Below are 24,460 nucleotides of genomic sequence, written 5' to 3'. Positions count from 1 at the left end.
TGGTAATAGTACTAATTTAGGCGAAACGGCACTAGTTTTGTTGTTAAGAAGGAATCGGCAGGTGAAAAAGAGAATTTGACTCTTATAAGACAGTGAAGGAGGCTGTATATAGTGAGTCTTACGATTAATATGGAGGCGAAGAATCGTGTATTGTGCATTCGTCTCAAAGGTGATTTGGATCATCATACAGCAGAAAGATTGAAAAACCAGGCAGAGGCAGCCATTCAAAAGCATAACATCCAGCATATTATCCTCAACATGGAAGAATTGCATTTTATGGACAGTTCAGGGCTCGGCGTCATTTTAGGGCGTTATAAGCAAGTCAATAAAAAGCAAGGCGAAATGGTGGTCTGTGCAATTTCTCCAGCAGTAAAGCGGTTATTTGAGATGTCAGGGTTGTTTAAAATTGTTAAAATGGAACTATCCGAAAAAAACGCTTTGCAAAGACTGGGGGTTGCCTAATATGAAAAATAAAATGGAAACGAAATTTTCTGCACTAAGCCAAAATGAATCTTTTGCCAGGGTAACTGTTGCGGCTTTCATCGCCCAATTGGACCCGACGATGGATGAATTGACGGAAATCAAGACGGTCGTGTCTGAAGCGGTTACGAATTCAATCATTCATGGGTATGAGAGTGACCCGGAAGGTTGGGTATACATTTCAGCGGTCATCGAAGGCGATACCGTCGAGCTGACCATAAGGGATGAAGGACTGGGCATTGAGGACGTCGAAGAAGCCAAACAACCGTTGTTCACGACGAAGCCGGAGCTTGAACGTTCTGGCATGGGATTCACCATTATGGAAAACTTCATGGATGAAATCAATATCGTATCCCATAAGGGCGAAGGCACGATCATTCGATTAAAAAAGCACTTAACTACAAGCAGAGCTTTGTGCAATTAAGGGAGACTTGCATATGGATGTGGAGGTTAAAAACGAGAAGAGCAAAAAAGGCCAGCCCCATTTAAAAGATGAGGAATTGCGGAGTTTAATCCAACGCAGCCAAAGCGGTGATCAAGACGCAAGAAACCTGATCGTCAATAGCAATCTTAGGCTTGTATGGTCAGTGGTGCAAAGATTCCTCAATCGAGGTTACGAACCGGATGACCTGTATCAAATTGGCTGTATTGGTCTGTTGAAGTCCGTGGATAAATTTGACTTATCGTTTGAAGTGAAGTTCTCAACGTATGCTGTGCCAATGATCATTGGTGAAATCCAACGTTTTATCCGCGATGACGGAACTGTAAAGGTCAGCCGGTCCTTAAAGGAAATGGCGAATAAAATCCGCAGGGCGAAAGAAGAACTTTCCAAGACGTATGGCCGTGTCCCGACTGTCAATGAACTGGCGGAACACCTCGACCTATCGCCTGAGGAAATCATCATGGCCCAGGAAGCAAGCAGGAGCCCTTCATCCATCCATGAAACGGTTTACGAGAATGATGGGGACCCGATTACGCTTCTTGATCAGATTGCCGATAATAATGAAACATCATGGTTCGATCAGATCGCCTTAAAAGAAGCAATCCAGGAATTGAATGAAAGAGAAAGACTGATCGTTTTCCTGAGATATTACAAGGACCAGACACAATCGGAAGTGGCTGCGAGGCTTGGAATATCGCAAGTTCAAGTTTCTAGGCTAGAAAAAAAGATTCTTCAGCAAATGAAAAACCACATGAATCAATGATTCATGTGGTTTTTCATTTTTTTCTGGAGATAAATCTCTTGTTTGGAAGAAAGTGAAAGTGATTGACTCCCTTTCATCCGGGAAGGATAAAAAAATATGAAAATATCGCTGTCCATCCAATTTTTTTATTGAATTTAGAATTAAAAACGAATATTATAGTAAAGGTCGCGCTTTTCATTCGTTTTTTTTCGTTCATTCAACGAATGTTTCAACAGGAAAAGCGTCGTTGCAGTATAATTCTAGGGCACCAAGTCTTTGCATGCAAACGGTTGTCGGTGTTTCCTTTAGATCTGGAGGTCTAAATATGTTTATGGAAAAGTTTTTCTCCCTGAAAGAAAATGGGACGGATATCCGTACGGAAGTCATGGCGGGTGTTACGACATTTTTGACTATGGTTTATATCCTGATTGTGAATCCCGCTTTGCTATCTTCAATCGGAATTCCGTTTGAACAAGTTTTCATGGCAACGGTCATATCAGCTGTGATAGGTACCCTTTTAATGGGGCTGGTTGCGAAATATCCGATTGCAATAGCGCCGGGCATGGGTTTGAATGCTTATTTTGCTAGTGTTGTGGGAGCGCAGGGCCTCTCCTATCAGACGGTATTCGGGACTGTTTTCATCGCAGGCCTGCTATTTTTATTAATTAGCGTGACGAGCTTGCGTAAAATGATCATTGATGCCATTCCCAATTCTTTAAAGTATGGCATTACATCCGGAATCGGTTTATTCATCGCGTTCATCGGATTGAAGAATGCAGGGATCGTTGTTCCTAATGAATCAACGATGGTGACTCTCGGTGATTTGCATCAGCCAGGAACCGTTTTAGCTTTAGCTGGCTTGTTCATTACTTTGATTTTGATGGCGCGCAATATTAAAGGGGCCATTTTCATTGGGATGATCGTTACGGCCGTAATCGGCTATTTCATTGGATTGCTCGATTTCAATGGCGTCTTATCGGTGCCTCCCACACCGGTATTTTTTGATATCGATATTGCTGGGGTCTTCACCCATTCTTTATATTCGGTTGTTTTTGCCTTTCTGCTTGTAACGATCTTTGATACGACAGGTACCTTGATTGGTGTGACGGAGCAGGCTGGGCTCACGAAGGACGGTAAAATCCCACGCGCCAAGAAGGCATTTTTGGGTGATGCAATTGCAACGACAGTGGGCTCCATGTTTGGTACAAGCCCATCGACTGCTTACGTTGAATCGAGCACGGGTGTGGCTGCAGGCGGGCGTACCGGTTTAACGGCAACAGTCGTGGCAATCCTGTTCGCTGCTTCGATTTTCTTTTCTCCTCTTATATCTGCAATCTCGTCAGTTGCTGCGATCACGGCTCCTGTTTTGATTATCGTCGGATGCTTCATGATGGAAGGTTTGGCGAAAGTCAATTGGAAAACATTCGATGAGGCATTTCCGGCGTTTGCGATCATTTTGACAATGCCGCTTACGTCAAGCATATCGACTGGGATAGCAATTGGGTTCATTACCTATCCACTTATGAAGCTTTTCAGCGGAAAAGGGAAATCGGTTCATCCGCTCATTTATATTTTTGGAGTAATCTTTTTGGTGCAACTCATTTTCTTCCCTACTCATTAATTACAAAAAAGACATGCTGTCATTGCAGCGTGTCTTTTTTTTGTAATTAGTAATATATGGACATGCGTCACTTCCTGCATTTTCATTCTGCTTGGAATCCATACTACTATCATAAGGAAATAAAAGGTCGGGATGTGATGAACGTGGCGGTTGTATATATCAGGATGAGGAACCGTGTACAAGTAAATGGAAATCAGACGGTGAGGATAAAAGATATAGCAAGGATAATCGGGCCTGAAGATGAAATTGGAATGATTGAAGAAATCTTGTTACTGACCGTCAAGAAGGAAGACAGGAATATCATCGTCATCGATCTGGCCCAAGTGATCATGGCCATTCGAAAAGTGGATGCATCCATTGAAGTGGAAACCTTCGGGCCATCCCAAACGATCATCGAAATCATTCTCACGAAGAAGAAAATGTCATTTCTCACATTCGCGCTAGTTTGGTTCTTACTGTTCATCGGCGGTGCGATGACCATCATGAATTTTCATGTGGATGTCAGCATGGGGGAAGTGCATCAAAAAATCTTTACGATCATTACGGGGAAAGTGGAGGAAAAACCGTTATTGATCCAAATTCCATATAGCTTTGGTCTTGGGATAGGGATGATTTTATTTTTCAATCATTTCTTTAAAAAACGCTTCAATGAGGAACCTAGTCCACTCGAGGTTGAAATGTTCAACTATCAGCAGGACTTGGACCGTTATGTCACCATGAATGAAAACAAGGAGAACGTGCGTCATCTTGATGACAGGTAGAATTATCTTTGGGATTTTTGCCGGTTTAGCCGGTGGTTTCGCGACAGGTGCAGGTTTTGTAGCGTTTTTAACTGTACTTGGCGTGATTCCGAGACTGACTCAGCTGACAAAAACAATGAAAATGATCCATTACTACGAAGGAGCCATCATCGCCGGTGTTGTCGCGGGCACATGGTTCGGACTACAAGAGACGGAGTTTTTCCTGCCTCCATTCTTATTGATTCCGATCGGATTGGCTGACGGGGTCTTCAATGGGATGCTGGCAGCTGCCCTGACCGAGGTTCTCAACGTTTTCCCCGTTTTGTCAAAGCGAATCGGCATTCAAGAGAAAATCATTTATCTATTGATGGCACTCGTTTTGGGAAAGATAGCCGGGTCGTTATTTCAGTGGATTTATTTTGTCGATATGTAAATTTTTCAAGTAACCATTCCTGATGAAAGGTAGGCCCAAGATGGTGACCAAACGAAATGTGATATTGATTACCGATGGAGATGAATATGCGAAACGGGCCGTGGAAATTGTAGCCAGGGAAATTGGGGGGCGATGTATCTCCATGTCCCAAGGTAATCCATCACGATATACGGGCTTGGAGCTAGTTGAATTGATTAAAAAGGCGAAGTATGATCCGGTATTGGTCATGTTTGATGATAGCGGCTTTATCGGGGAAGGATCCGGTGAACAGGCGATGAAGGTGGTTGCCGGGCATCCCGATATGAATGTCCTTGGAGTGATAGCGGTCGCTTCAAAGACTAGAAGGGAAGAATGGACCAAGGTCGATGTCTGTATCGATCGTGATGGGAATTTGACACCGAATGGCGTCGATAAGTTCGGTGCCGAGGAATTCGAGTTGGGAAAGATTACAGGAGATACGGTGTATTGCATCGATGGCTTGCATGTCCCGATCGTAGTGGGGGTAGGGGATATCGGTAAAATGTCCCGCCAGGATGACTGCAAAAGGGGTGCACCGATCACGAAGCTAGCGGTGGAAATCATTTTGGAAAGGAGTGGTCATGATGTCTTCAGAAAAACCGCAAAACATGAAACCGATTCCGAATAAGGTAGCGGAAGTAGACGCGTACATGAAAGAGAGAGTGGGTCTTGGCGTCAGCTTTGACTTGGGCGTAAGAAAGATCAAAGTCTTAAAAAAAGATGTACACCTTTACTATATAAACGGTCTGACCGATACGGAGTACATCATAGAAATCCTTGACTCGCTGATCCATAATAAAAACACGGAAATCATGACTACGAAGATTTTTGATGTAGTCAAAGGGTTGCTCGTTCACCAATCCGTTGAAGAAATAAGCACGATGGATGAGCTTGTCGATCAAGTATTATCCGGTTTGATCGTCATCGTTGTCGATGGTAAACCAGTAGGCTTGGTCGTAGATGTCAGGAGTTATCCCGGAAGACAGCCTGAAGAACCGGATACCGAGAAAGTCGTTCGCGGTTCCCGGGATGGTTTTGTCGAAAACATCATCGTGAATACGGCAATAACGAGACGAAGAATCCGGGATGAACGATTGCGCTTTGAAATGCTGCACGTTGGCGAACGCTCCAAAACGGATATTTCTATTGGATACATTAAAGGGATCGCCGACCCCGATTTGATCGATATCGTTCGTAAGGAATTGGAAAGCATTGATGTCGATGGATTAACGATGGCTGATAAAACGATCGAAGAGTTCATCGTCAAGCAAAGATATAATCCATATCCGCTCGTCCGGTATACCGAACGTGCCGATGTTGCGGCAACGCATTTACTTGAGGGGCACGTCCTGATCTATGTGGATACCTCCCCGAGTGTCATTATCACCCCGTCTACTCTTTTCCATCATATGCAGCATGCTGAGGAGTATCGGCAGGCACCCGCTGTTGGAACGCTGGTACGCTGGACACGTTTTTTCGGGATTTTCGTTTCGCTATATTTGCTGCCGATTTGGTTATTGTTTTGTTTGGAACCGTCGCTTTTGCCGGAGAAGTTCGAGTTTATCGGACCGAACGAAAAAACGCATATTCCCATTGTGGTCCAAATCTTCATTTCCGATATCGGGATCGAGTTCCTGAGGATGGCAGCCGTCCACACCCCGACGCCGCTTTCGACGGCAATGGGCTTGGTTGCGGCAGTGCTCATTGGGCAAATAGCGATAGATGTCGGCCTATTTGTCCCAGAAGTGGTCCTCTACGCTTCCGTGGCGACAATCGGCACCTTCGTCACCCCAAGCCTGGAACTCGGTGTGGCGAATAAGATTTCCCGTCTGTTCTTGCTGGTGTTGGTCGCTTTGTTTAAAGTGCCTGGCCTAGTCATTGGCATCACGCTCTACATTATTTTATTGACGGGCATTAAAGCTTTAAATACACCGTATTTATGGCCGCTTATCCCATTTCAACCGAAGGCTCTGTCACATATAATATTCAGAAGACCTTTTCCAGGATCAGTGGAGCGTCCAAGTATTGTGCATCCCCAGGATAAATATAGGCAGCCGAGAAAACCTTAAGGTTGATGTTGTCGAAAAGTTGTGGTAATTTAATTTTATTCGGATAAAGCGGTAAAGTTAGGTTTCACAGACAGATAGAGCCTTCATGACTCTTTGACGTTAAACCAATGGCTTTCCCTTCGAACTACTTAGCAGTCATAGATAACAATACTTAAATGGGATGATCGATTGATTCGGATGAGGCTTGTCGATATGGAGGACCCTTCACGAGCATAAGGGGTTCATCATTAGAGGCTGCCTCATTTCTTATTAATCTTTAGTTTCTAAGTCAGGAAGGTGAGGCTATCATGCATTTGTACGGAACCAGCGGTGTCAATGAGCGGGGGCATCTGGAGATTGGCGGAGTGGACACGATCGAGCTGATCGAGCAATTCGGGACACCGTTATATGTTTATGATGTAGAACTGATACGTGAACGGGCAAGGGGGTTCAAAAGGACTTTTGAAGAATTGGGGATTTCAGCACAAGTTGCTTACGCAAGCAAAGCCTTCTCTTCGATTGCCATGATTCAGTTGGCAGATCAAGAGGGACTTTCTCTCGATGTTGTCTCGGCAGGGGAATTGTACACGGCCATTAAGGCGGATTTCCCGACTGAACGCATCCATTTCCATGGAAACAACAAAAGTGAAGAAGAGCTACATATGGCTTTGGATTATAGAATTGGCTGTATAGTAGTCGATAATTTTTCAGAGTTGACCCTTTTAGAAGAGATTTGTACAAACCGTGAACAAAAGATGAAGATCCTTCTTCGTGTTACACCGGGAATCGAGGCCCATACGCATGATTATATCTTGACAGGGCAGGAAGATTCCAAATTTGGTTTCGATCTCATTAATGGCCAGGCGGAAGACGCCCTTAGACAAGCGCTGCAGAGCGAATGGCTGGAAGTCCTGGGTCTGCACTGCCATATTGGATCGCAGATCTTTCAAACGACAGGCTTCTTGCTTGCTGCACAAAAAATCATCGGCAAGCTTGATAGCTGGCATGGCTCGATAGGGTATCAGCCAAAGGTTTTGAACCTCGGCGGCGGCTTTGGGATTCGCTATACACAAGAGGATGACCCGCTTCCGGCTTCGCAATATGTCGAAGAGATTGTTAGGGAAGTCCAGAATTTGGTTGCTGATTCTGATTTGCAAATGCCTGAAATCTGGATTGAGCCTGGCCGGTCATTGGTCGGGGATGCGGGTGTGACTTTATATAAAGTGGGCTCTGAAAAGCAAGTGCCCAATGTCCGTAAATATATTGCGGTGGATGGAGGCATGAGTGACAATATACGTCCAGCTCTTTATGAAGCCAAGTATGATGCCATTTTGGCAAACCGGCCGCTTGATCCTGTAGAAGAAACGGTATCGATCGCTGGTAAATGCTGTGAAAGCGGGGATATGCTGATTTGGGATTTACCTTTGCCAAAAGCTGGGCGCGGGGATGTGTTGGCAGTCTTTTGTACAGGGGCATATGGATATTCCATGTCCAATAATTACAATCGAATTCCAAGACCGGCTGTCGTTTTTGTTGAAAATGGGGAAGCACGGCTTGTCATCAAACGTGAGACCTTCGAGGATCTTATTCATTTGGACTTGGCCCTTCATGAAGCGGCTGTCACGAACAAAGAATAAAAAAGAGGCGGCAAAAGCCAACCTCTCAAGCTGTAGGGAAATCCGATAATAATGGGTTTCCCTGCAGTTTTTTTCATTTGGTTAAAATCAGTTGAAAAGTGATTTGATAGCGTCTATTAAACTGCTGAAAACTTCTTTCAGTTTATCCAAAAATGATTGGCCTTCTTCGGATTCAAGGAAATGGGATAGCTTATCTTTTGCTGCTGTTAACTGATCACCGACCGCGTTCCAATCAATATTCAATTCTTTTAGCTTGTTGAATAGGTCAATAAGACTTTGAATTTGGGCATCATTCAAGGATATTCCAAGTTCTTTCGCCGAAGATTCGACCACATTGCGTACTTCTTCGGTATTGGCTGGCGGATTTTCAGCCATATTCTCTTTAATTTTCGTTACCAGTGCAGATGCTTCCTCTGTACCGATTTCATCCCCCAATTTGGCCGTTTTCACCATTTCTTCATTGGCGGCCTGCTTCACGTCTTCCGGAATCTTCTTATCGGAAGACAGCTCATATGCTTTAATGACACCTGTCAAAGCTGCTGTACCGGAAACGGGAATCGGCGCCGTTACATAAACGGTAGCATCTTTCACTCCAGCAGTGGCCAAGGCATTGATGTACATTTCATCGGTGACCCAGTTAATGTTTTTCGACTCGAGTTTGAGGCCAGTGCCCTTTTCCTCCAATGTAATGGCGGAAGAGGAAATCGCCTTTGTACCGATTAACCGGCTGGCGATATAATCTCCTAGATATTCATGTTCCTCCGCATTCGTAACGGTTAGAACCTCTACATCTTTGGGGGCTTTCATTTCCGACAAAATCATATTCTTTTGTTCAGTTGACAAGTTTTCTCCAAGAGTGACGATCATTTCACCGACAGCTGCATCTGCAAAAGCCTTATATGGCAATAATAGACAAAGCAATATGGTCAAAATGACCCATTTATTCATTTTTTTCATCGTAATCCTCCTTAACATTTTCCTGCTGAATTCAAATCTTCATCTAAAGGGATGCGCTTTAAATGAAGATTCATAGTATTGGACGAAGCAAAGGACAAAAAAGATACATATTTTCATAAAAAAATATTCTCTAGCCGAAAGACTGCCCATGAATTCTCAAGGCACGGCGGTAGCTTTTGTCCCCAGCATGCCCGATATGAACGAAGAGCACTTTATCAATGTAGTAAAATCGAAGCAAGATTGCAAGGGATATTTGTCAGATTGTGTTAAGTTATAGTAAAATGAATTCGGTATTCGAAAATTTGTACCGTTCACAAAAGGAGTATGGGATGACGAAACGGAATAGGACTCTTTTACTTATGATGCTTGCAACCGCTTTAATTTGGGGGATCGTTTATTGGCTATTCATCGTGTAGTACATAGCACAAGGCATATCCATAAATCAAGTGCTGAAAGTGATGTTGAAACGAACGAGGTTTTTATGTATGATGGAAATGTTATAAATTCAAAGCGAATCAGGTAGATAATAAAAACGTTATTTAGTAACGAGGGATATTATGTTGATTAAGTATAAGAAAAGCTATGAGAAGTTTGCCATGGGATTATTATCTTTCATGCCAAATGAAAAAGAGATAAAAGTGCTCCGGAATACCATGAAGAATTATGAAACAGCTGATAATCTACAGCTGTTCTTATGGAAAGATGAAGAAATTACAGGTTTGATCGGAATAGAAATTTCTCAACAACACATTGAGATACAACATATATCTGTAAATCCATCTTTTCGGCAGCAAGGAATCGGTAAAACGATGGTCAGGGCTATTAAGGAGCAATATCCTGACAAGGAATTAAAGGCAAACGAATTTACGGAGAGCTTTCTTGACCGGTGTGAAGAGGTCTGAATGGGAAAGTGAGAATGGAGGGCCGCCTTTAAGGGCGGTCCTCCGTTTTTGATTGTCGCAGGGAAAGTTGCCGGGCCCTTTCAGAAATGACATCCGATCGATCACGGAGCAGATGCTTATGGATTAAAGCTGCATTACCCATGTCGCTTTTCCTGCACCATATGTATCCTTCCTTCACGCACATGGACTGGCATATTTCGATCAACCGAAGATCGGCAATCGGAAGGCTGATGCTTTCATATGGGCTTCCGGATAGCATCCGTTCATGGATAGCGCCGAGCATCTTCAACAGTTTTTCGGGATCAAGTCCCAAATTGAGGAGCTCAGGCTTTTTAGCATGGAGATTTGCAATCGCTTTTGCCATTGTCCGAGCTGCCCCTTTTTTATTTCCCCTTCGATCATGGTACAGGGCAACGGCTATTTGGATGAGGCCGACCCAATGGGAGTCACGCTCCTTTGGGGCGGTTTCCTTCCAATATTCCTCGAGAATTTCATGACATTCGAAGTAATCCCTTGAACCGTGGAAATGGACCAGGAAAGAAAGGTAGTCTTCCGCGTAATTCATTAGGAGCCCCCCTTTTATTTGATGAATCACATAAGGACATGATGCCAGTTTCAAAGCATAACAATCTCGAAGTATCTGTCTAAGTGTAGCATAGAATTTTTTCTTGGAAAATAAAGAAAGCCGATTGCTAAGCAATCAGCTTGATTCATTAGCCTTCCATTAACACCAAGAAGCACCGACGATAACTAACAAAATGAACAATACTACGATAAACGCGAATCCGCCGCCGTTTCCGAAACCACCTGCACCCATAATGAGTACCTCCTTTGTGTTCTGCTATTCTTACATTTCTAGGTTATGTTGGTTTTAAGAAAGTGATTGGGCATAGACCCAATTGTTTCAAATCCGTTTAAGAACTTTCTAAGTCCCAAAATTATTATTATTGGATAAAGGCCGGCAATCCACTATACTTGAATAGTAAAAGAAAAGAGCCTGATCTAGGCCAATTAGATTTAAATGGGGTAATTTAATGGGTTATAATATAAAAGTTGATGCGTTCGAAGGTCCGATGGATTTACTCCTGCACTTGATTAATCGCCTGGAAATAGATATCTATGATATTCCGATGGCTGATATTACAGATCAATACCTAGGTTACATCCATACGATGCAGCATCTTGAATTGGATGTCGCCAGCGAATACTTGGTAATGGCTGCAACACTGCTTGCCATCAAGAGTAAAATGCTGCTGCCAAAGCATGAAGATGAACAGTTGATCGATGAAGATGGGGAACTATTTGAAGAAGATCCACGGGATGAGCTTGTGGAGAAACTATTAGAATATAAAAAGTATAAACATGCCGCAGAAGAGTTCAAAGAGCTGGAGGAAGAACGCAGCTTGATGTTCACGAAGCCTCCAAGTGATTTATCGGTGTATGCCAAGGAGGCTGAAAGCGATAAACAGGAATTGAATATAAGTCTATATGATATGCTGGGAGCCCTGCAAAAACTGCTCCGACGGCAAAAGATACAAAAGCCGCTTTACACGAAAGTGACAAAACAAGAGATATCGATAGAAAAGCGGATGGACGAAATCATGTTGGAGCTACAATCGATCAAAGGGAAGAAGAGCTTTTTCGAACTGTTCCCTGTACCGGTTAAAGAACATATCGTCATCACCTTTATGGCGGTGCTGGAACTGATGAAGCTGAATGAAATCATCGTTGAACAGGAAGATAATTTTTCCGAAATCATGATTGGAGCTAAGGAAGGTGTAGAGACAGTTGGAAGTTATTAATTGGAAAGGGATTCTTGAGGCATTGCTGTTTGCTGCTGGAGATGAAGGACTCTCCGTCAAACAGATTGCTTCTGTCCTCGATATAACGGAATTTCAAGCAACGGACATCGTTGAAGGGTTGAAGGAAGAATATGTAGCGGACGTACGCGGGATCCAGGTAATCGAAATTGCAGGTGTTTATCAAATGACGACAAAAAAGGAACACTCGGATTATTTGAAAAAACTAGTAGAAACATCAAGCACCCAAGGCTTATCACAGGCAGCTTTGGAAACACTCGCGATCGTTGCTTATAAACAGCCGATCACAAGGGCGGAAATCGATGAAATTCGCGGTGTGAAAACGGATCGTCCGATCCATACACTGGTCACGAAAGTCTTGATTAAAGAGGTCGGCCGTGCGGAAGGGTCGGGCAGGGCTTATTTGTATGGTACGACAAAGGAATTTTTGGATTACTTCGGGCTCAATTCCATTGATGAGCTGCCGTCTCTTGCCGATCCATCCGATGAAAGCTTTGAAAATGGTGAAGCGGATTTATTCTTTGAAAAATTTCAGCAAACAATCGAATAACATTTTCCCTTAAATTGTGATAATATAGAAAAAAATGAATGCGGGGGGATTGCAGGTGAGGATTGTTGCATGCAATGGATTTGGGCTTGAAAAGGAAAAGTCGAATTCGCCTGAGGAATTTTTTAATCGATCCGTTATACAATACATAAAGGATGGAGAAGAAAAGGCATTGAATGTCCTTTATCTACGTTATTTTGACGAGATGGTCACGCAATGGACGCCCTATCATGCCAATCCTGTATTCCAAACCCCAAAAAGAGAGATTTTCATGGCTGATCTCATCGCACTGGTCTGCTTACTCAGAGATCAAAGCTTGTTGAACCGAAAACGGTTGTATATAAATTCAGAAAAAGAGTTAGCTGGTTACTTCGAAAATATCGATTTTCAAAAATTGGAGAAAGTGTTTATATCGATTGACCAAGCTAAACCATATGATATAGAAACACCTGTTGACTATTATATTCAATCTTAAACATTTTGAGGAGGGTTCACGGTTGGGGAATACATTGGTAAAATCTCAGCTTGAGGATGTAAAAAGCTTTTTAGAAGTGACAGTGGCTCAGCTAGAGGAATTTATGAATGAGACGACCTATTCTAAGCTGCAAGCGGAAAAAAGCGGCGATGAAATGTACTATAAAGGGGTCCTTTCTAGTTTAAGAAGAATGCTTGTCAGTTGTGAAGAGGGCTTGGAAGCCTGCCAAATCGTCCTGAAAAATGAAAACTTCAATAAGGCTGCAGCCGAAAAAACGCTTTATCGAGTCTATCATCAATGTATCGAAGAATACTTTTCCCCAAAATCAGATCGCTGGTTCGAGGACAGCAGATCGGCTTACACAGGAAAGAATTCGATCAAATTCCACAAAACCGTACCGGACAGCATCATATCGATCCTGAAGGCCTTAGAGGGCGGTTTCCAGTCGATGCGTGAAGAGTTGGAGTTTTATGAAACGGACTACCGCACGAAAATGTTACAGTCATGATAAAAAACAGCAAGGCTCACAGGCCTTGCTGTTTTTTTTATTCATAAAATGGAATCTCCGCCTAATCGAAACATAAAATACGTTGATGATTTATGTGCAATAAGGCTACAAGGAGGCGCAAAGATGTCTGAAGTAAGAGAGTATGCCAAAGAGGTAAGTGATTGGATTGATGAAATCATGGAATACCTCGAAAAAATCGATATCACGGATTCGTCATTGCTATCAAATATTGAACGGCTTTCCCAGTGGACCAAGGATTTGGATGAGGAAGAAATGGATTATGAGGATATGGCCGAGATTGAAGAAGAAATGTCACGCGTTTACGCGGAAGTTGAACAAATCGCTTTGGAATTCAGGAGCAAGGAAAGGCAATCCGTCCCTATCGGGCAGCATACACTCCCACCATTGCCTTATCCCTATGATGCGTTAGAACCGACGATTTCGAGGGAAATCATGAGGCTGCATCATGATAAGCACCATCAATCCTATGTTGACGGTTTGAATAAAGCGGAGCTGATGATGGAAAAAGCGAGGGAAACGAAAGATTATGCCTTGCTGAAGCATTGGGAAAAGGAAGCAGCCTTTCATGGGTCGGGTCATTATCTCCATACATTATTTTGGGAAGAAATGATTCCAGGAGGAGGCGGGGAGCCAAAGGGGGATTTACTTAAACGGATAGAGAAGGATTTTGGAAGCTTTGCGGCCTTTAAAAGCCATTTTAGCGAAGCGGCCAAACAGGTTGAAGGTGTTGGCTGGGCAATTTTAGTCTGGGCGCCACGGGCGCGGAGGCTTGAAATTCTACAATCGGAGTTGCATATGGTCCTGACGCAATGGGATACGATTCCAATCCTTGTTCTTGATGTGTGGGAACATGCCTATTACCTTCAATATAAAAATGATCGAGCGAGCTATGTGGATAAATGGTGGGATGTGGTGAATTGGCCGCAAACGGCGGTGAGGTTCTCCGAGGCGAAGAAGCTTATCTGGAAAAAACAATAGCGGAAACAGCATGAAAGGAAGCTGCGATCAGCAAAAAAAGGAGCCGGGCCGTGATGGTTCGGTTTTTTTGCTTTGGTATTTCGAATCATTTATGGGGAAAATGGGAAGGTTATAAAAGAATGACCTGGCCGGTTCATTTGATTGGTGGGTCTATTGATTCTCATTTGGGAAAGTATATTAGTTTGAAAAGGAGGCAGTGGCAACTTTCAAAATAATGAGTTTGAGTTTCGATATTACCTTGAGATAGTATTGAGAATGTATAAAATGAGCCAGTTTTATGTACGCTGGGTAAATAAACTCAATAAATGTATATCAATATATAAACTGTGACTAATTTGTGAACATGAAAATTATTAAGGGATATTTATTGACTAATTTCTATTTAATAATTATTATAAATAGGAGCAGATAAAAAAAAGCCATTGGAGGAATTCAATATGTCATTGATTAACAAACAAGTTGAAGATTTTAAAGTACAAGCTTACCATGCAGGAGAATTCAAAGAGGTTACACTTGAAGATGTTAAAGGGAAATGGGCTGTATTCTTTTTCTACCCAGCTGACTTCTCATTCGTATGTCCAACAGAATTAGCTGACCTTCAAGATAACTATGAAACATTCAAGGAAATCGGTTGTGAAGTATACTCCGTTTCCACAGATACTCATTTCAGCCATAAAGGATGGGCTGACGCTACAGATACAATCGGTAAAATCCAATACCCAATGTTAGCTGACCCAGCAAACGTATTATCCCGTCAATTCGGTGTATTGATTGAAGAAGACGGTCTGGCACTGCGCGGGACTTTCATCGTCAACCCAGAAGGACAAATCAAAGCATACGAAATCAATGACCTAGGAATCGGCCGTAATGCAGAAGAGCTTGTCAGAAAAGTGCAAGCTGCACAATTCGTAGCTGAACATGGAGATAAAGTGTGCCCTGCTAAATGGACTCCAGGTGAAGATACATTAGAACCGAGCTTAGACCTAGTAGGAAAACTTTAATTTTTAACGGGACGAAACAGCATTAAAGCAAAAGGCACTTACCTAAAATAAGTGCCTTTTGTTTTTCAATATAATCGGATGGACGCGAAATTAATTTACAGCAAGGAGCACAAAAATGAAAAACATATATGATTTATTGATTATTGGCGGCGGCCCTGCAGGCCTCTCAGCTGGCGTTTATGCAGGGAGAGCCAAATTGAAGACCATCATTCTTGAAAAAGGGACCGGGGGCGGACAAGCTGCAACTACATCGGAAATAGCCAACTATCCTGGTATCCGCCATATTTCCGGCCCGAGGTTAGTGGAAGAAATGAAGCTTCAAAATGAAGACTTTGGCGTGGAATTCGCAAAAGCCGACGTTACGGGCGTCGATTTCTCCGGGGAGGTAAAAGTCGTTAAAACCCTTGGCGGAGACTACCATGCCCGCGCGATCATCATCGCAACAGGTGCTTCACCGAGAACACTTGGATTTCCGGGTGAAGAGGAATTTACAGGACGCGGCGTAGCTTATTGCTCAACGTGTGATGGTGAATTCTTTGATGGGCTGGAGGTTTTCGTTATCGGTGCTGGATATGCAGCTGCCGAAGAGGCCATCTTCCTGACCCGCTTTGCTACGAAAGTTACCATAATTGCCCGGGAATCAAGCTTCACTTGTGCCCCGTCGATCGTGGATAAAGTAATGGCAAATGATAAGATTGAAGTGAAATTCAATACGGAAATCCTTGGTGTATATGGAGACGGGATGATTCAAAGTGCCCGCTTCATCAATAATAAGACCAAAGTGGAATTTGAATATATGGCGAAAGAAGAAGATAATACATTCGGAGTATTTGTATTCATAGGATATGAGCCGAAAACGGAAATCTTCCGCGGTCATATCGAAATGGACCATGCAGGTTACATTCTTACGGATGATGATATGAAGACGACTGTGAATGGGGTATATGCGGCTGGTGACTTAAGGCCAAAATCCCTGCGCCAGATAATCACGGCCGTATCTGACGGTGCGATTGCGGCAACGGATGCTGGCAAATATATCGCCGAGGAAAAAGATCGCTTAGGCATCAAGGATGAGCCTGAGGTGGAAAAACCGGCGAAGAAGGAACAAGCTGCCGTCCCGGCTGGGAAGAGCGCATTATTAAGTGATGCATTGCGCGGCCAATTGAAGGGAATCTTCGGCAAGATGGAGAGCGACGTTACATTGGTATCCATCGTGGATGAAAGTTTGCCAAAGTCAGTGGAATTGCGTGACTTCTTACTGGATGTTGCCGAACTAGGTGACAAGCTTCATCTTGAGTTGTTCTCGAAGGGCGAGAATAAGGAAATTGAGGAAAAAATCAATGCTGATAAATTCCCTGTCGTTTCCCTCCTGAATGCGAGCGGTGAATACAGCGGGGTCAAATACCACGGTGTACCAGGCGGGCACGAATTGAATTCGTTCATCTTGGCCATCTATAACTTGGCTGGTCCTGGTCAGGCTTTGGATTCAACGGTATTGAATTCGATTAAAGGAATCAGTAAAAAAGCGAACATTAAGGTTATGGTTTCATTGGCGTGTCATTATTGTCCGGATGTTGTGGTCGGTGCACAGCGCATTGCAATCGAAAACCCTAATGTTGAAGCGGAAATGGTCGATATCAGTAATTTCCAGGAAATTAAAAAGAAATATAAAGTCATGAGCGTTCCGGCTATGATCATCAATGATGAAGAAGTCGTATTCGGTGCCAAGAAAATCGATGAAATCGCTGCATTATTAGTATAATAGAAAAATAATTCGATAGGGGCTCCTATCGTTTCAGTTCGTAGATAAAAGGGGGACGGAATGTAACATTCCGTCCCCCTTTTGAAATTCTCTTTGAATGTTCGCCTGAATTTTAAAGATCAGGGCTCTACGAGTCCTCTTTGTTAGGCCAGTTTTGGACCTTGCCATGTCCTAAAGCAGTCCAACGCATACAAAAAAAACGATGGGGGCTCCTATCGTTTTTTTTGTATGCCTGTAGGAGTTATACAGCCACTTTCAATTCTTTTTAATCATAACACTTGTCCCCCTGCATAAACTTGTACAAAAACAAGTAAAGAGACGAGGGGGCACTCATGCGTTTTCCATATAAAGGGTTATCGAGTTTATGTATCGTCATTCTCCTGTTGTCTTTCATGGCACCTGTACAAAGCGCGAAAGCAAATGTAGCCGTCAGCGCCCATAGTGCGATCCTTATGGATGAGGAAAGCGGGAGGGTCATTTATGAAGTGAATGCTCATGAGAAGAATCGCATAGCAAGCATCACAAAAATCATGACGGCGATTCTCGCCATCGAATCCGGAGAAATGGATGAAAAAGTAAAGGTAAGCAGCAATGCTTTCGGGACGGAGGGTTCTTCCCTTTATTTAAAAGAAGGAGAAAAGATCAAGCTTGAAGATTTGGTTTATGGGCTGATGCTGCGTTCAGGAAATGATGCAGCCGTTGCAATCAGCGAAAAAGTTGGCGGGAGCCTGGATGGGTTCGTCTGGATGATGAATCAAAAGGCGGAAGAGATTGGCATGAAAAATACACACTTTTCAAATCCACATGGACTTGATAATACGAAAAACCATTATTCGACTGCTTATGACATGGCCATATTGACTCGTTATGCCATGCGAAATGACACGTATGCAAAGATTGCCGGCACGAAGGTGCATAGGGCCCCCAATTCAACTGAACAATGGGATTATGTATGGAAGAACAAGAACCGCCTTCTTACACAATTATATGAGTATTGCACAGGCGGCAAAACCGGCTATACGAAACTGGCAAAACGCACCTTGGTCACGACGGCAACAAAAAATGGTCATGACTTGATTGCGGTGACATTGAATGGACCCGATGATTGGAATGATCATATTCAAATGTATGAATCCGCTTTTAAGGAGTACAAGCGGACGGAAATCTTGCCGCAAGGCCCGGTAAAGGACTTGAAAAATAAAACGTATAAAGGACATGTATACATTAAGAACGATTTCACGTACCCACTGACAAAGGAAGAAAGCGACCTGATCAAGGTAAAAATGAAATTGCTGAAGCCGAAGAAGGCTTGGGAGGACAAACGGAAAATTCCGGAAGTGGTCGGCAGGGCTTCCATTTATCTTGATGGAAAGAAAATAGGTACGCGCTCGATTTTTTATGGGGAATCAAAAGAGAGCTTCAAGCAGCAATCATTCCAATCATCTTGGGCTGAGATGTTCGAAGCGGTGTTGGGAATAGAACGCAATGGTTAATTACATCTGGGGTGGAATGTTCGTCATAGGGATTGTATTTGGCATGATCAATGGGACGATGGATCAGGTGAATGAAGCCCTTTTTGTCAGCGCGAAGGAAGCGGTCACCCTCTGTTTGGGCCTGATGAGCATCCTTGTTTTTTGGCTTGGTTTGATGAAGATTGCCGAGGAATCGGGACTGCTTGATAAGCTATCCACCTTGTTCAAGCCATTCATGCGATGGTTATTTCCTGAAGTCCCGCCCAATCATCCTGCCATGGGGTATATTCTCTCGAATATGATGGCCAATACATTCGGTCTAGGGAATGCCGCTACTCCCCTTGGGATAAAAGCCATGGAGCAGCTGAAAAAATTAAATGGCGGTAAAGCGACCGTCAGCCGGTCGATGGTTACTTTTTTGGCGATCAATACATCAAGCGTAACGTTGATTCCAACGACAGTCATCGCAATCCGCATGAATTACGATTCCCATTCACCAACCGACATCGTTTTTCCGACCATAATAGCCACGGCCATTTCTGCCATCGGAGGAATTGCGATCGATCGATATTTCTATTACAGGAGAAAAAAGAACGGGAGGGAATAGAATGTTGCATTGGATGACCACCATTTCGATTTGGATGATACCGCTTTTGATTCTCTCCGTATTGCTGTACGGTACACTGAAAAGAGTCCCGACCTATGAAACCTTCGTCGAGGGGGGGAAAGAAGGAATTAACATGTCCTTTTCCCTCATTCCTTTCTTGGTGGGGATGTTAGTGGCAATTTCGGTGTTTAGGGCATCTGGTGCTTTGGATTACTTTGTCCAATTAGTAAACCCCTTGCTTGCGCTTTTGCATTTTCCGTCAGAGGTGTTACCTCTTGCGATAATCAGGCCCATATCGGGTACGGCTGCATTGGGCATGACCAGTGACCTGATTTCGGTTTATGGGCCGGATTCATTTGTTGGCCGCCTAGCAGCCACCATTCAGGGAAGCACGGACACCACCTTCTATGTATTGACCGTTTACTTTGGAGCAGTCGGCATCAAAAAAATGGGCGACGCCCTGAAGGTCGGCCTCTTGGCGGATTTAATCGGAATCATCGCCGCCGTCATCGTCGTTACACTCGTTTTCGGAATGAATTAAAGATCAAGGAAATGGGCGTCCCATTTCTTTTTTTTTGTCTTTTTTCGGATAAATGACCCCCTAGTTCGGGCCTGGTTTTTTTTATGAGTTCAAACTCCTCTCAAAAAGGAATATTTTTTTGTATGGAAAAAAAAGCTATGTTACACTCATTATGGAAACCAACCCATTTAACTGTCCCATTATTGGTGCAATATGAAAAGAAAAGTTCATTATCGCGAAAAACCTTTTGTTTTTGTCACTCCATATGTAATAATTGTATGATTGTGTATTTGTAGACAATGACAAACCAATGATTAAACTATGAGGTGAAGATAGATGGAACGATTACAAAAGGTGATAGCACATGCTGGACTGGCTTCCCGCCGTAAAGCAGAAGAGTTGATTTTGGAAGGTAAGGTAAAAGTGAACGGCAAAATAGTGAAGGAATTGGGTGTGAAGGTGGGTCCCAATGATAAGGTCGAGGTCAATGAAGTCCCGCTTGAAAAAGAAGCTCCTGTTTATTTCCTCTTCTATAAACCGCGCGGCGTCATCTCGGCCGTTTCGGATGATAAGAATAGAAAGGTCGTAACGGACTATTTCCCTTACATCAATGAAAGGATTTATCCGGTTGGCCGGTTGGATTACGACACTTCAGGTTTGCTTGTATTGACCAATGATGGAGAATTTGCAAACACATTGATGCATCCCAAGCATGAAGTGGATAAAGTGTATGTGGCAAAAGTGAAGGGGATGCCTCTTCGTGAGAGCTTGAAAAAGCTAGAAAAAGGCATCAAGCTGGAAGATGGCAAGACAGCTCCAGCCAAAACCAGGGTATTGTCGACCGACAAGAAAAAGGAAACGGCCATCGTTGAAATCACGATACATGAAGGCAGGAACAGACAGGTACGCCGCATGTTCGAAGCGATCGGCCATCCCGTGATTAAATTGAAGCGGGAACAATACGGATTTTTGACCTTGGACGGCTTAACCGCTGGAGATTCCCGGGAGTTGACTCCGCATGAGGTCAAATTGATGCGCACCATGGCATCGACCGACCCTAAACAAAGAAGGATGTAAGCAAGATTTTACTTGTATTAATAGGTTGAAACCACTACTCCATTTTTCCCTGTGAAGAGGGGGTGGTGGAAAACAACCTGTAAATACCTTTTCTTTCATGCTACGGTAATGAATGTCACAAAACCTTCGGAAATGCAAAAAAATGACATGGTGTTAAATGGTATAATGGTAGGGTTAAATTTAGTGTTGCCTTAGGAGGATTTCTATGGAAAAAAAGAAGCGACGCTTAATAAGCAGAACCATCATTCTTCTGTTGTTAGGTGCAGCTTTAGTGTTTGCCCTTTATACGAACTTCACTAAAGATAAGAATGAAAGTCTTAGAAAAGGATCAGATGCCCCCAATTTCGTTTTGACCGATATGGAAGGCAAAGAACATAAACTGTCCGATTATAAAGGGAAAGGTGTTTTCCTGAATTTTTGGGGTACATATTGTAAGCCGTGTGAATATGAAATGCCGTATATGGAGCATCAATATCAAAACTATAAAGACCAGGGTGTGGAGGTATTGGCGGTCAACGTCGGGGAATCCGATTATGCTGTCGATAATTTCATCACAAAGCATGATCTTACCTTTCCAGTCATGATCGATCAAGGCAGGGAAGTGGAAAATGCTTATCGCGTGGATATATTACCCGTTACTTTTTTGATTGATAAAGAGGGACAAGTGATAGATATCATTACCGGAGCTTTGACAGAAGAGAGCATCCAAAAGCATATGGAGAGAATCAAACCATAATACTGGGGAGTTTTTGACATGAAAGAAGTAAAATGCGATTGTGGTCATGTAAATCCGTTTGGCACGGAGATTTGTGGAAAGTGCGGCATGGTGCTTAGCAGTGAAAAAGAAAATAAGCTTATCGATATGCGCTATGAAGGAAGTGCGAGGCGTTCGCAAACCTACAAGAAAACGATCATTGATAAAATATGGAACTTTTTTTCATCCGTCAAGGTGGGGGTGTCGCTCATCGTCATTGCCTTGATCGCTTCAGCCATCGGTACGATTTTACCGCAGGAAATGTATATTCCTTCTACGGCTACGCCGGCAGAGCATTATGAACTGGAATACGGCTGGTTCGGAAAGTTGTATTATGAGCTTGGATTTCATAATTTGTATAGTTCATGGTGGTATTTGCTCATAATCGGCATGCTGGGCATATCACTGCTGGTTGCCAGTATCGATCGTTTCTTTCCTTTATATCGTTCATTAAAAAAACAAGGGGTCACCCGGCATGACGGGTTCATGAAGCGGCAGAGGATATATGGGGTAACAAAGCTTGATGATCAGGATATCGATCTGGATAAAGTAAAGGCTGAACTGAAAAGGCAGCGTTATCATATTCGTGAGGAGAACGGCCATATACTTGCCGAAAAGAACAGGTTTTCACGGTGGGGACCCTATGTTAATCATATCGGACTTATCATTTTTTTAATGGGTGCCTTACTGCGTTCCGTCCCGGGCATGTATATCGATAAAGTCGTTTGGCTCAGGGAAGGAGAGAGAAAAGAGATTCCTGGCACGAATGGCGAATACTATCTCCAGAATAACGAATTCACCTTAGAGGTTTATGATAAAGGCAACAAAGAGGACGAGCAATACAGCGCCGCCATCGATAAGACCGGTACGATAGCCAAAACCTATCAATCCGATGTTACGCTCTATGGACGCAAGGGGGATGCTTTACCAGGGGAGAAAGTCGGCCTTGAAAAGATTAAAGATTATAAAATCAAAGTCAATGAACCTCTGAAACATGATCATTACTCCCTCTATCAAGTAGATTATAAGCTGGATGAGCTCAGTACGATGTCTTTTAATTTGATCAACAAAAAAACGGAAGAGAAATTTGGCAGTGTGAAGATCGATTTGAATGATCCGCAAAAGAAATACGAGTTGAATGAGGGCTATTCCGTAGATCTGATCAGTTACTTCCCTGATTTCGAGTTTGATGAAAAAGGCGAACCGAGGACGATATCGAAGATTCCGAATAATCCAGCATTTATCTTTAAAATGCATACACCGGATAAGCCTGAGGGGGAAGTCAGTTTCGTGGCGATTAAAGAGACTGCCGAGCCATTAGGTGAAAACACGTACAAAATGGCTTTCAACGGTGTGGAAACACAAGATGTCACGGCCTTGACCGTTCGGAAGGATTTAACGCTCTGGATTCTTTTCACTGGGGGAATCATCTTCATGGTGGGTGTGGTCCAAGGCTCGTATTGGAATCACCGCCGTATCTGGATCAAAAGGAAGCAGGATGAGATAGTAATGGCCGGCCATACGAACAAAAACTGGCACGGCATTAAAAGAGATATCAAAAAAGCGATAGAATCGACATCTCTTTCTGAACCAACAGATCAACTTGAAGAGGAGAAATCTTCTACTAAGGGGGAAGTTTTAAATGGCTGAAATGAGCAGTAACTTTTTATATGCAGCTTTCATACTATACTTACTCGCCACTTTCTTGTTTGGGGGGGCGATAAAGGATAAACGGGGAGCGGAGGAAAAGAAACAAAATAAATGGGCTATGCTTGCCATTTCCGTCACCATTCTTGGTTTCGCTGCGCAAATTGGCTATTTCATCACTCGATGGATTGCTGCAGGCCACGCCCCTGTAAGTAATCTGTTCGAATTCACGACCTTTTTCGGAATGATGCTGGTCGGTGCATTCATATTAATTTACTTCCTTTATAAAACACCCGCACTTGGGTTATTCGCTTTACCGATTGCGTTATTGATCATTGCCTATGCCAGTATGTTCCCGACCGAAATATCACCGCTCATCCCTGCATTGCAGAGTGATTGGCTTCATATTCATGTTACGACTGCAGCAGCGGGACAGTCGATACTTGCGATCAGCTTCGTGGCAGCCATCATCTATTTAGTTAAATTCGTCGATCAAACACATGCCAGTAAAAGAACGTTCTGGCTTGAGGTCATCATGTTCACGTTAGTCAGCACCATCGGTTTTGTCATCATCACTTCTACCTTTGCAGCAACGGATTACAAAGCGAATTTCGATTGGATCGATAAAAAGGGTGCAGCGGACAAGCAGGAATTCAACCTGCCTGCGTTAGTGGGGCCCCATGAAGGGAAACTGATCGAGCAGGATCGGCTTGAGCCGCTTGTAAGCATGCCTGCGATCATCAATGCCAAAAAACTGAATACAGTCATTTGGTCTACAGGAGCCGGGATCGTTCTTTACGGTCTGATAAGATTGATAACTCGCAGAAGGGTAGCGGCCTTGATAAAGCCAATCGTTAAAAATGTGAATTTGAGCCTGTTGGACGAGATCAGTTACCGTTCGGTCCTTATCGGTTTTCCAATCTTTACACTCGGTGCCCTCGTTTTTGCCATGATTTGGGCACAAGTGGCATGGACAAGGTTCTGGGGTTGGGATCCAAAAGAGGTCTGGGCGCTTATAACCTGGTTGTTTTATGCAGCATTCTTGCATCTGCGCATGTCAAAAGGATGGCAAGGGGAAAAATCAGCTTGGCTTGCCGTCATTGGTTTCGCCATCATGATATTCAATTTGATATTCGTTAATCTGGTAATTGCCGGTTTGCATTCATACGCATGATTCTGTATTGTAATATGTAGCTGAAGGGGGTCTTTTGATAGAAATTCGAGAAGATGGATGATCGAATTTTCTAGAGA

At 43.3% G+C, this 24,460-nt stretch carries 28 protein-coding genes; 25 read left to right on the top strand and 3 right to left on the bottom strand.

Going from position 1 to position 24,460, the window contains the following annotated elements; genetic code table 11:
- Positions 1-111 precede the first annotated feature (111 nt).
- The 9 genes from spoIIAA (at position 112) to lysA (ending at position 8,161) form a co-directional block, all read left to right on the top strand.
- Entirely contained in the window at positions 112-462 is a 351-nt protein-coding gene (gene spoIIAA, locus AS888_RS22705; protein ID WP_061144345.1) for an anti-sigma F factor antagonist, read from the top strand.
- Position 463: 1 nt separating this feature from the next.
- Positions 464-904 (top strand): anti-sigma F factor, encoded by a 441-nt coding sequence (spoIIAB, locus tag AS888_RS22700; protein WP_057914309.1) that lies wholly within the window; start codon positions 464-466, stop codon positions 902-904.
- 13 nt (positions 905-917) lie between these two features.
- A complete protein-coding gene (gene sigF, locus AS888_RS22695; RefSeq protein WP_061144344.1) occupies positions 918-1,685 on the top strand; it encodes an RNA polymerase sporulation sigma factor SigF in 768 nt (255 codons plus the stop codon).
- 310 nt (positions 1,686-1,995) lie between these two features.
- Entirely contained in the window at positions 1,996-3,285 is a 1,290-nt protein-coding gene (locus AS888_RS22690) for an NCS2 family permease (protein WP_061144436.1), read from the top strand.
- A 137-nt stretch (positions 3,286-3,422) separates the two neighbouring features.
- Positions 3,423-4,046, top strand: a complete 624-nt coding sequence (locus AS888_RS22685; protein WP_061144343.1) for a stage V sporulation protein AA — start codon at positions 3,423-3,425, stop codon at positions 4,044-4,046.
- Positions 4,036-4,458, top strand: a complete 423-nt coding sequence (locus AS888_RS22680; RefSeq protein WP_061144342.1) for a stage V sporulation protein AB — start codon at positions 4,036-4,038, stop codon at positions 4,456-4,458. Before AS888_RS22685 ends, AS888_RS22680 begins: the two co-directional genes overlap by 11 nt.
- 40 nt (positions 4,459-4,498) lie before the next feature.
- Entirely contained in the window at positions 4,499-5,104 is a 606-nt protein-coding gene (gene spoVAEA / locus AS888_RS22675; protein ID WP_061144341.1) for a stage V sporulation protein SpoVABEA, read from the top strand.
- Positions 5,061-6,545: a spore germination protein gene (locus AS888_RS22670; protein ID WP_260320340.1), complete on the top strand. Its 1,485-nt coding sequence runs from the start codon at positions 5,061-5,063 to the stop codon at positions 6,543-6,545. The genes spoVAEA and AS888_RS22670 overlap by 44 nt, the downstream gene beginning before the upstream one ends.
- 287 nt (positions 6,546-6,832) lie before the next feature.
- Positions 6,833-8,161 carry a diaminopimelate decarboxylase gene (gene lysA / locus AS888_RS22665; RefSeq protein WP_061144339.1) on the top strand — a complete coding sequence of 443 codons (1,329 nt, stop codon included), beginning with the start codon at positions 6,833-6,835 and terminating at the stop codon, positions 8,159-8,161.
- An 87-nt stretch (positions 8,162-8,248) separates the two neighbouring features.
- On the opposite strand, the gene AS888_RS22660 is transcribed toward lysA, so the two are convergent.
- On the bottom strand, positions 8,249-9,109 hold the full coding sequence (locus AS888_RS22660; RefSeq protein WP_061144435.1) for a DUF1002 domain-containing protein: 861 nt from the start codon (positions 9,107-9,109) through the stop codon (positions 8,249-8,251).
- A 290-nt stretch (positions 9,110-9,399) separates the two neighbouring features.
- On the opposite strand from AS888_RS22660, the gene AS888_RS26980 reads away from it, so the two are divergent.
- Together AS888_RS26980 and AS888_RS22655 are read left to right on the top strand one after the other, a co-directional pair.
- Positions 9,400-9,534, top strand: coding sequence for a hypothetical protein (locus AS888_RS26980; protein ID WP_260320338.1), 135 nt, complete (start codon positions 9,400-9,402; stop codon positions 9,532-9,534).
- A gap of 141 nt (positions 9,535-9,675) precedes the next feature.
- On the top strand, positions 9,676-10,020 hold the full coding sequence (locus AS888_RS22655) for a GNAT family N-acetyltransferase (RefSeq protein ID WP_061144338.1): 345 nt from the start codon (positions 9,676-9,678) through the stop codon (positions 10,018-10,020).
- Between the two features lie 28 nt (positions 10,021-10,048).
- Here AS888_RS22655 and AS888_RS22650 read toward each other — a convergent pair whose 3' ends face one another.
- Positions 10,049-10,585 carry a DUF309 domain-containing protein gene (locus tag AS888_RS22650; RefSeq protein WP_061144337.1) on the bottom strand — a complete coding sequence of 179 codons (537 nt, stop codon included), beginning with the start codon at positions 10,583-10,585 and terminating at the stop codon, positions 10,049-10,051.
- A gap of 159 nt (positions 10,586-10,744) precedes the next feature.
- Positions 10,745-10,837 (bottom strand): YjcZ family sporulation protein, encoded by a 93-nt coding sequence (locus tag AS888_RS25365; RefSeq protein ID WP_072273196.1) that lies wholly within the window; start codon positions 10,835-10,837, stop codon positions 10,745-10,747.
- Positions 10,838-11,054: 217 nt separating this feature from the next.
- On the opposite strand from AS888_RS25365, the gene AS888_RS22645 reads away from it, so the two are divergent.
- The 14 genes from AS888_RS22645 to ccsB all read left to right on the top strand — a co-directional run bounded on the left by AS888_RS22645 (position 11,055) and on the right by ccsB (position 24,383).
- Positions 11,055-11,822, top strand: a complete 768-nt coding sequence (locus AS888_RS22645; RefSeq protein ID WP_061144336.1) for a segregation/condensation protein A — start codon at positions 11,055-11,057, stop codon at positions 11,820-11,822.
- Positions 11,809-12,390: an SMC-Scp complex subunit ScpB gene (gene scpB, locus AS888_RS22640; protein WP_061144335.1), complete on the top strand. Its 582-nt coding sequence runs from the start codon at positions 11,809-11,811 to the stop codon at positions 12,388-12,390. The genes AS888_RS22645 and scpB overlap by 14 nt, the downstream gene beginning before the upstream one ends.
- A 55-nt stretch (positions 12,391-12,445) precedes the next feature.
- Positions 12,446-12,862 (top strand): hypothetical protein, encoded by a 417-nt coding sequence (locus AS888_RS22635; RefSeq protein WP_061144334.1) that lies wholly within the window; start codon positions 12,446-12,448, stop codon positions 12,860-12,862.
- Positions 12,863-12,884: 22 nt separating this feature from the next.
- Positions 12,885-13,370: a YpuI family protein gene (locus AS888_RS22630; protein WP_061144333.1), complete on the top strand. Its 486-nt coding sequence runs from the start codon at positions 12,885-12,887 to the stop codon at positions 13,368-13,370.
- Between the two features lie 123 nt (positions 13,371-13,493).
- Positions 13,494-14,369: a superoxide dismutase gene (locus tag AS888_RS22625; RefSeq protein WP_061144332.1), complete on the top strand. Its 876-nt coding sequence runs from the start codon at positions 13,494-13,496 to the stop codon at positions 14,367-14,369.
- Positions 14,370-14,806: 437 nt separating this feature from the next.
- Positions 14,807-15,370: an alkyl hydroperoxide reductase subunit C gene (ahpC, locus tag AS888_RS22620; RefSeq protein WP_061144331.1), complete on the top strand. Its 564-nt coding sequence runs from the start codon at positions 14,807-14,809 to the stop codon at positions 15,368-15,370.
- A 115-nt stretch (positions 15,371-15,485) separates the two neighbouring features.
- Positions 15,486-17,132: an FAD-dependent oxidoreductase gene (locus tag AS888_RS22615; protein ID WP_061144330.1), complete on the top strand. Its 1,647-nt coding sequence runs from the start codon at positions 15,486-15,488 to the stop codon at positions 17,130-17,132.
- A 332-nt stretch (positions 17,133-17,464) separates the two neighbouring features.
- The gene (locus AS888_RS22610; protein WP_061144329.1) at positions 17,465-18,625 is read left to right on the top strand and encodes a D-alanyl-D-alanine carboxypeptidase family protein; all 1,161 of its coding nucleotides are present in this window, start codon (positions 17,465-17,467) and stop codon (positions 18,623-18,625) included.
- The gene (locus AS888_RS22605; protein WP_061144328.1) at positions 18,618-19,211 is read left to right on the top strand and encodes a nucleoside recognition domain-containing protein; all 594 of its coding nucleotides are present in this window, start codon (positions 18,618-18,620) and stop codon (positions 19,209-19,211) included. The genes AS888_RS22610 and AS888_RS22605 overlap by 8 nt, the downstream gene beginning before the upstream one ends.
- Before the next feature lies 1 nt (position 19,212).
- Entirely contained in the window at positions 19,213-19,752 is a 540-nt protein-coding gene (locus AS888_RS22600; protein WP_185113154.1) for a spore maturation protein, read from the top strand.
- 315 nt (positions 19,753-20,067) lie between these two features.
- On the top strand, positions 20,068-20,808 hold the full coding sequence (gene rluB, locus AS888_RS22595; RefSeq protein ID WP_061144327.1) for a 23S rRNA pseudouridine(2605) synthase RluB: 741 nt from the start codon (positions 20,068-20,070) through the stop codon (positions 20,806-20,808).
- Between the two features lie 205 nt (positions 20,809-21,013).
- Positions 21,014-21,544 carry a thiol-disulfide oxidoreductase ResA gene (gene resA / locus AS888_RS22590; RefSeq protein ID WP_061144326.1) on the top strand — a complete coding sequence of 177 codons (531 nt, stop codon included), beginning with the start codon at positions 21,014-21,016 and terminating at the stop codon, positions 21,542-21,544.
- Positions 21,545-21,562: 18 nt separating this feature from the next.
- On the top strand, positions 21,563-23,212 hold the full coding sequence (gene resB / locus AS888_RS22585) for a cytochrome c biogenesis protein ResB (RefSeq protein ID WP_061144325.1): 1,650 nt from the start codon (positions 21,563-21,565) through the stop codon (positions 23,210-23,212).
- Positions 23,205-24,383 (top strand): c-type cytochrome biogenesis protein CcsB, encoded by a 1,179-nt coding sequence (gene ccsB, locus AS888_RS22580; RefSeq protein ID WP_061144324.1) that lies wholly within the window; start codon positions 23,205-23,207, stop codon positions 24,381-24,383. The genes resB and ccsB overlap by 8 nt, the downstream gene beginning before the upstream one ends.
- Positions 24,384-24,460: the final 77 nt, after the last annotated feature.

It is taken from the genome of Peribacillus simplex (genome assembly GCF_001542915.1).
Taxonomy (GTDB): domain Bacteria; phylum Bacillota; class Bacilli; order Bacillales; family DSM-1321; genus Peribacillus; species Peribacillus simplex_B.
The sequence above is the reverse complement of the archived record's forward strand: the minus strand, read 5'-3'. Positions and strand labels throughout refer to the sequence as shown.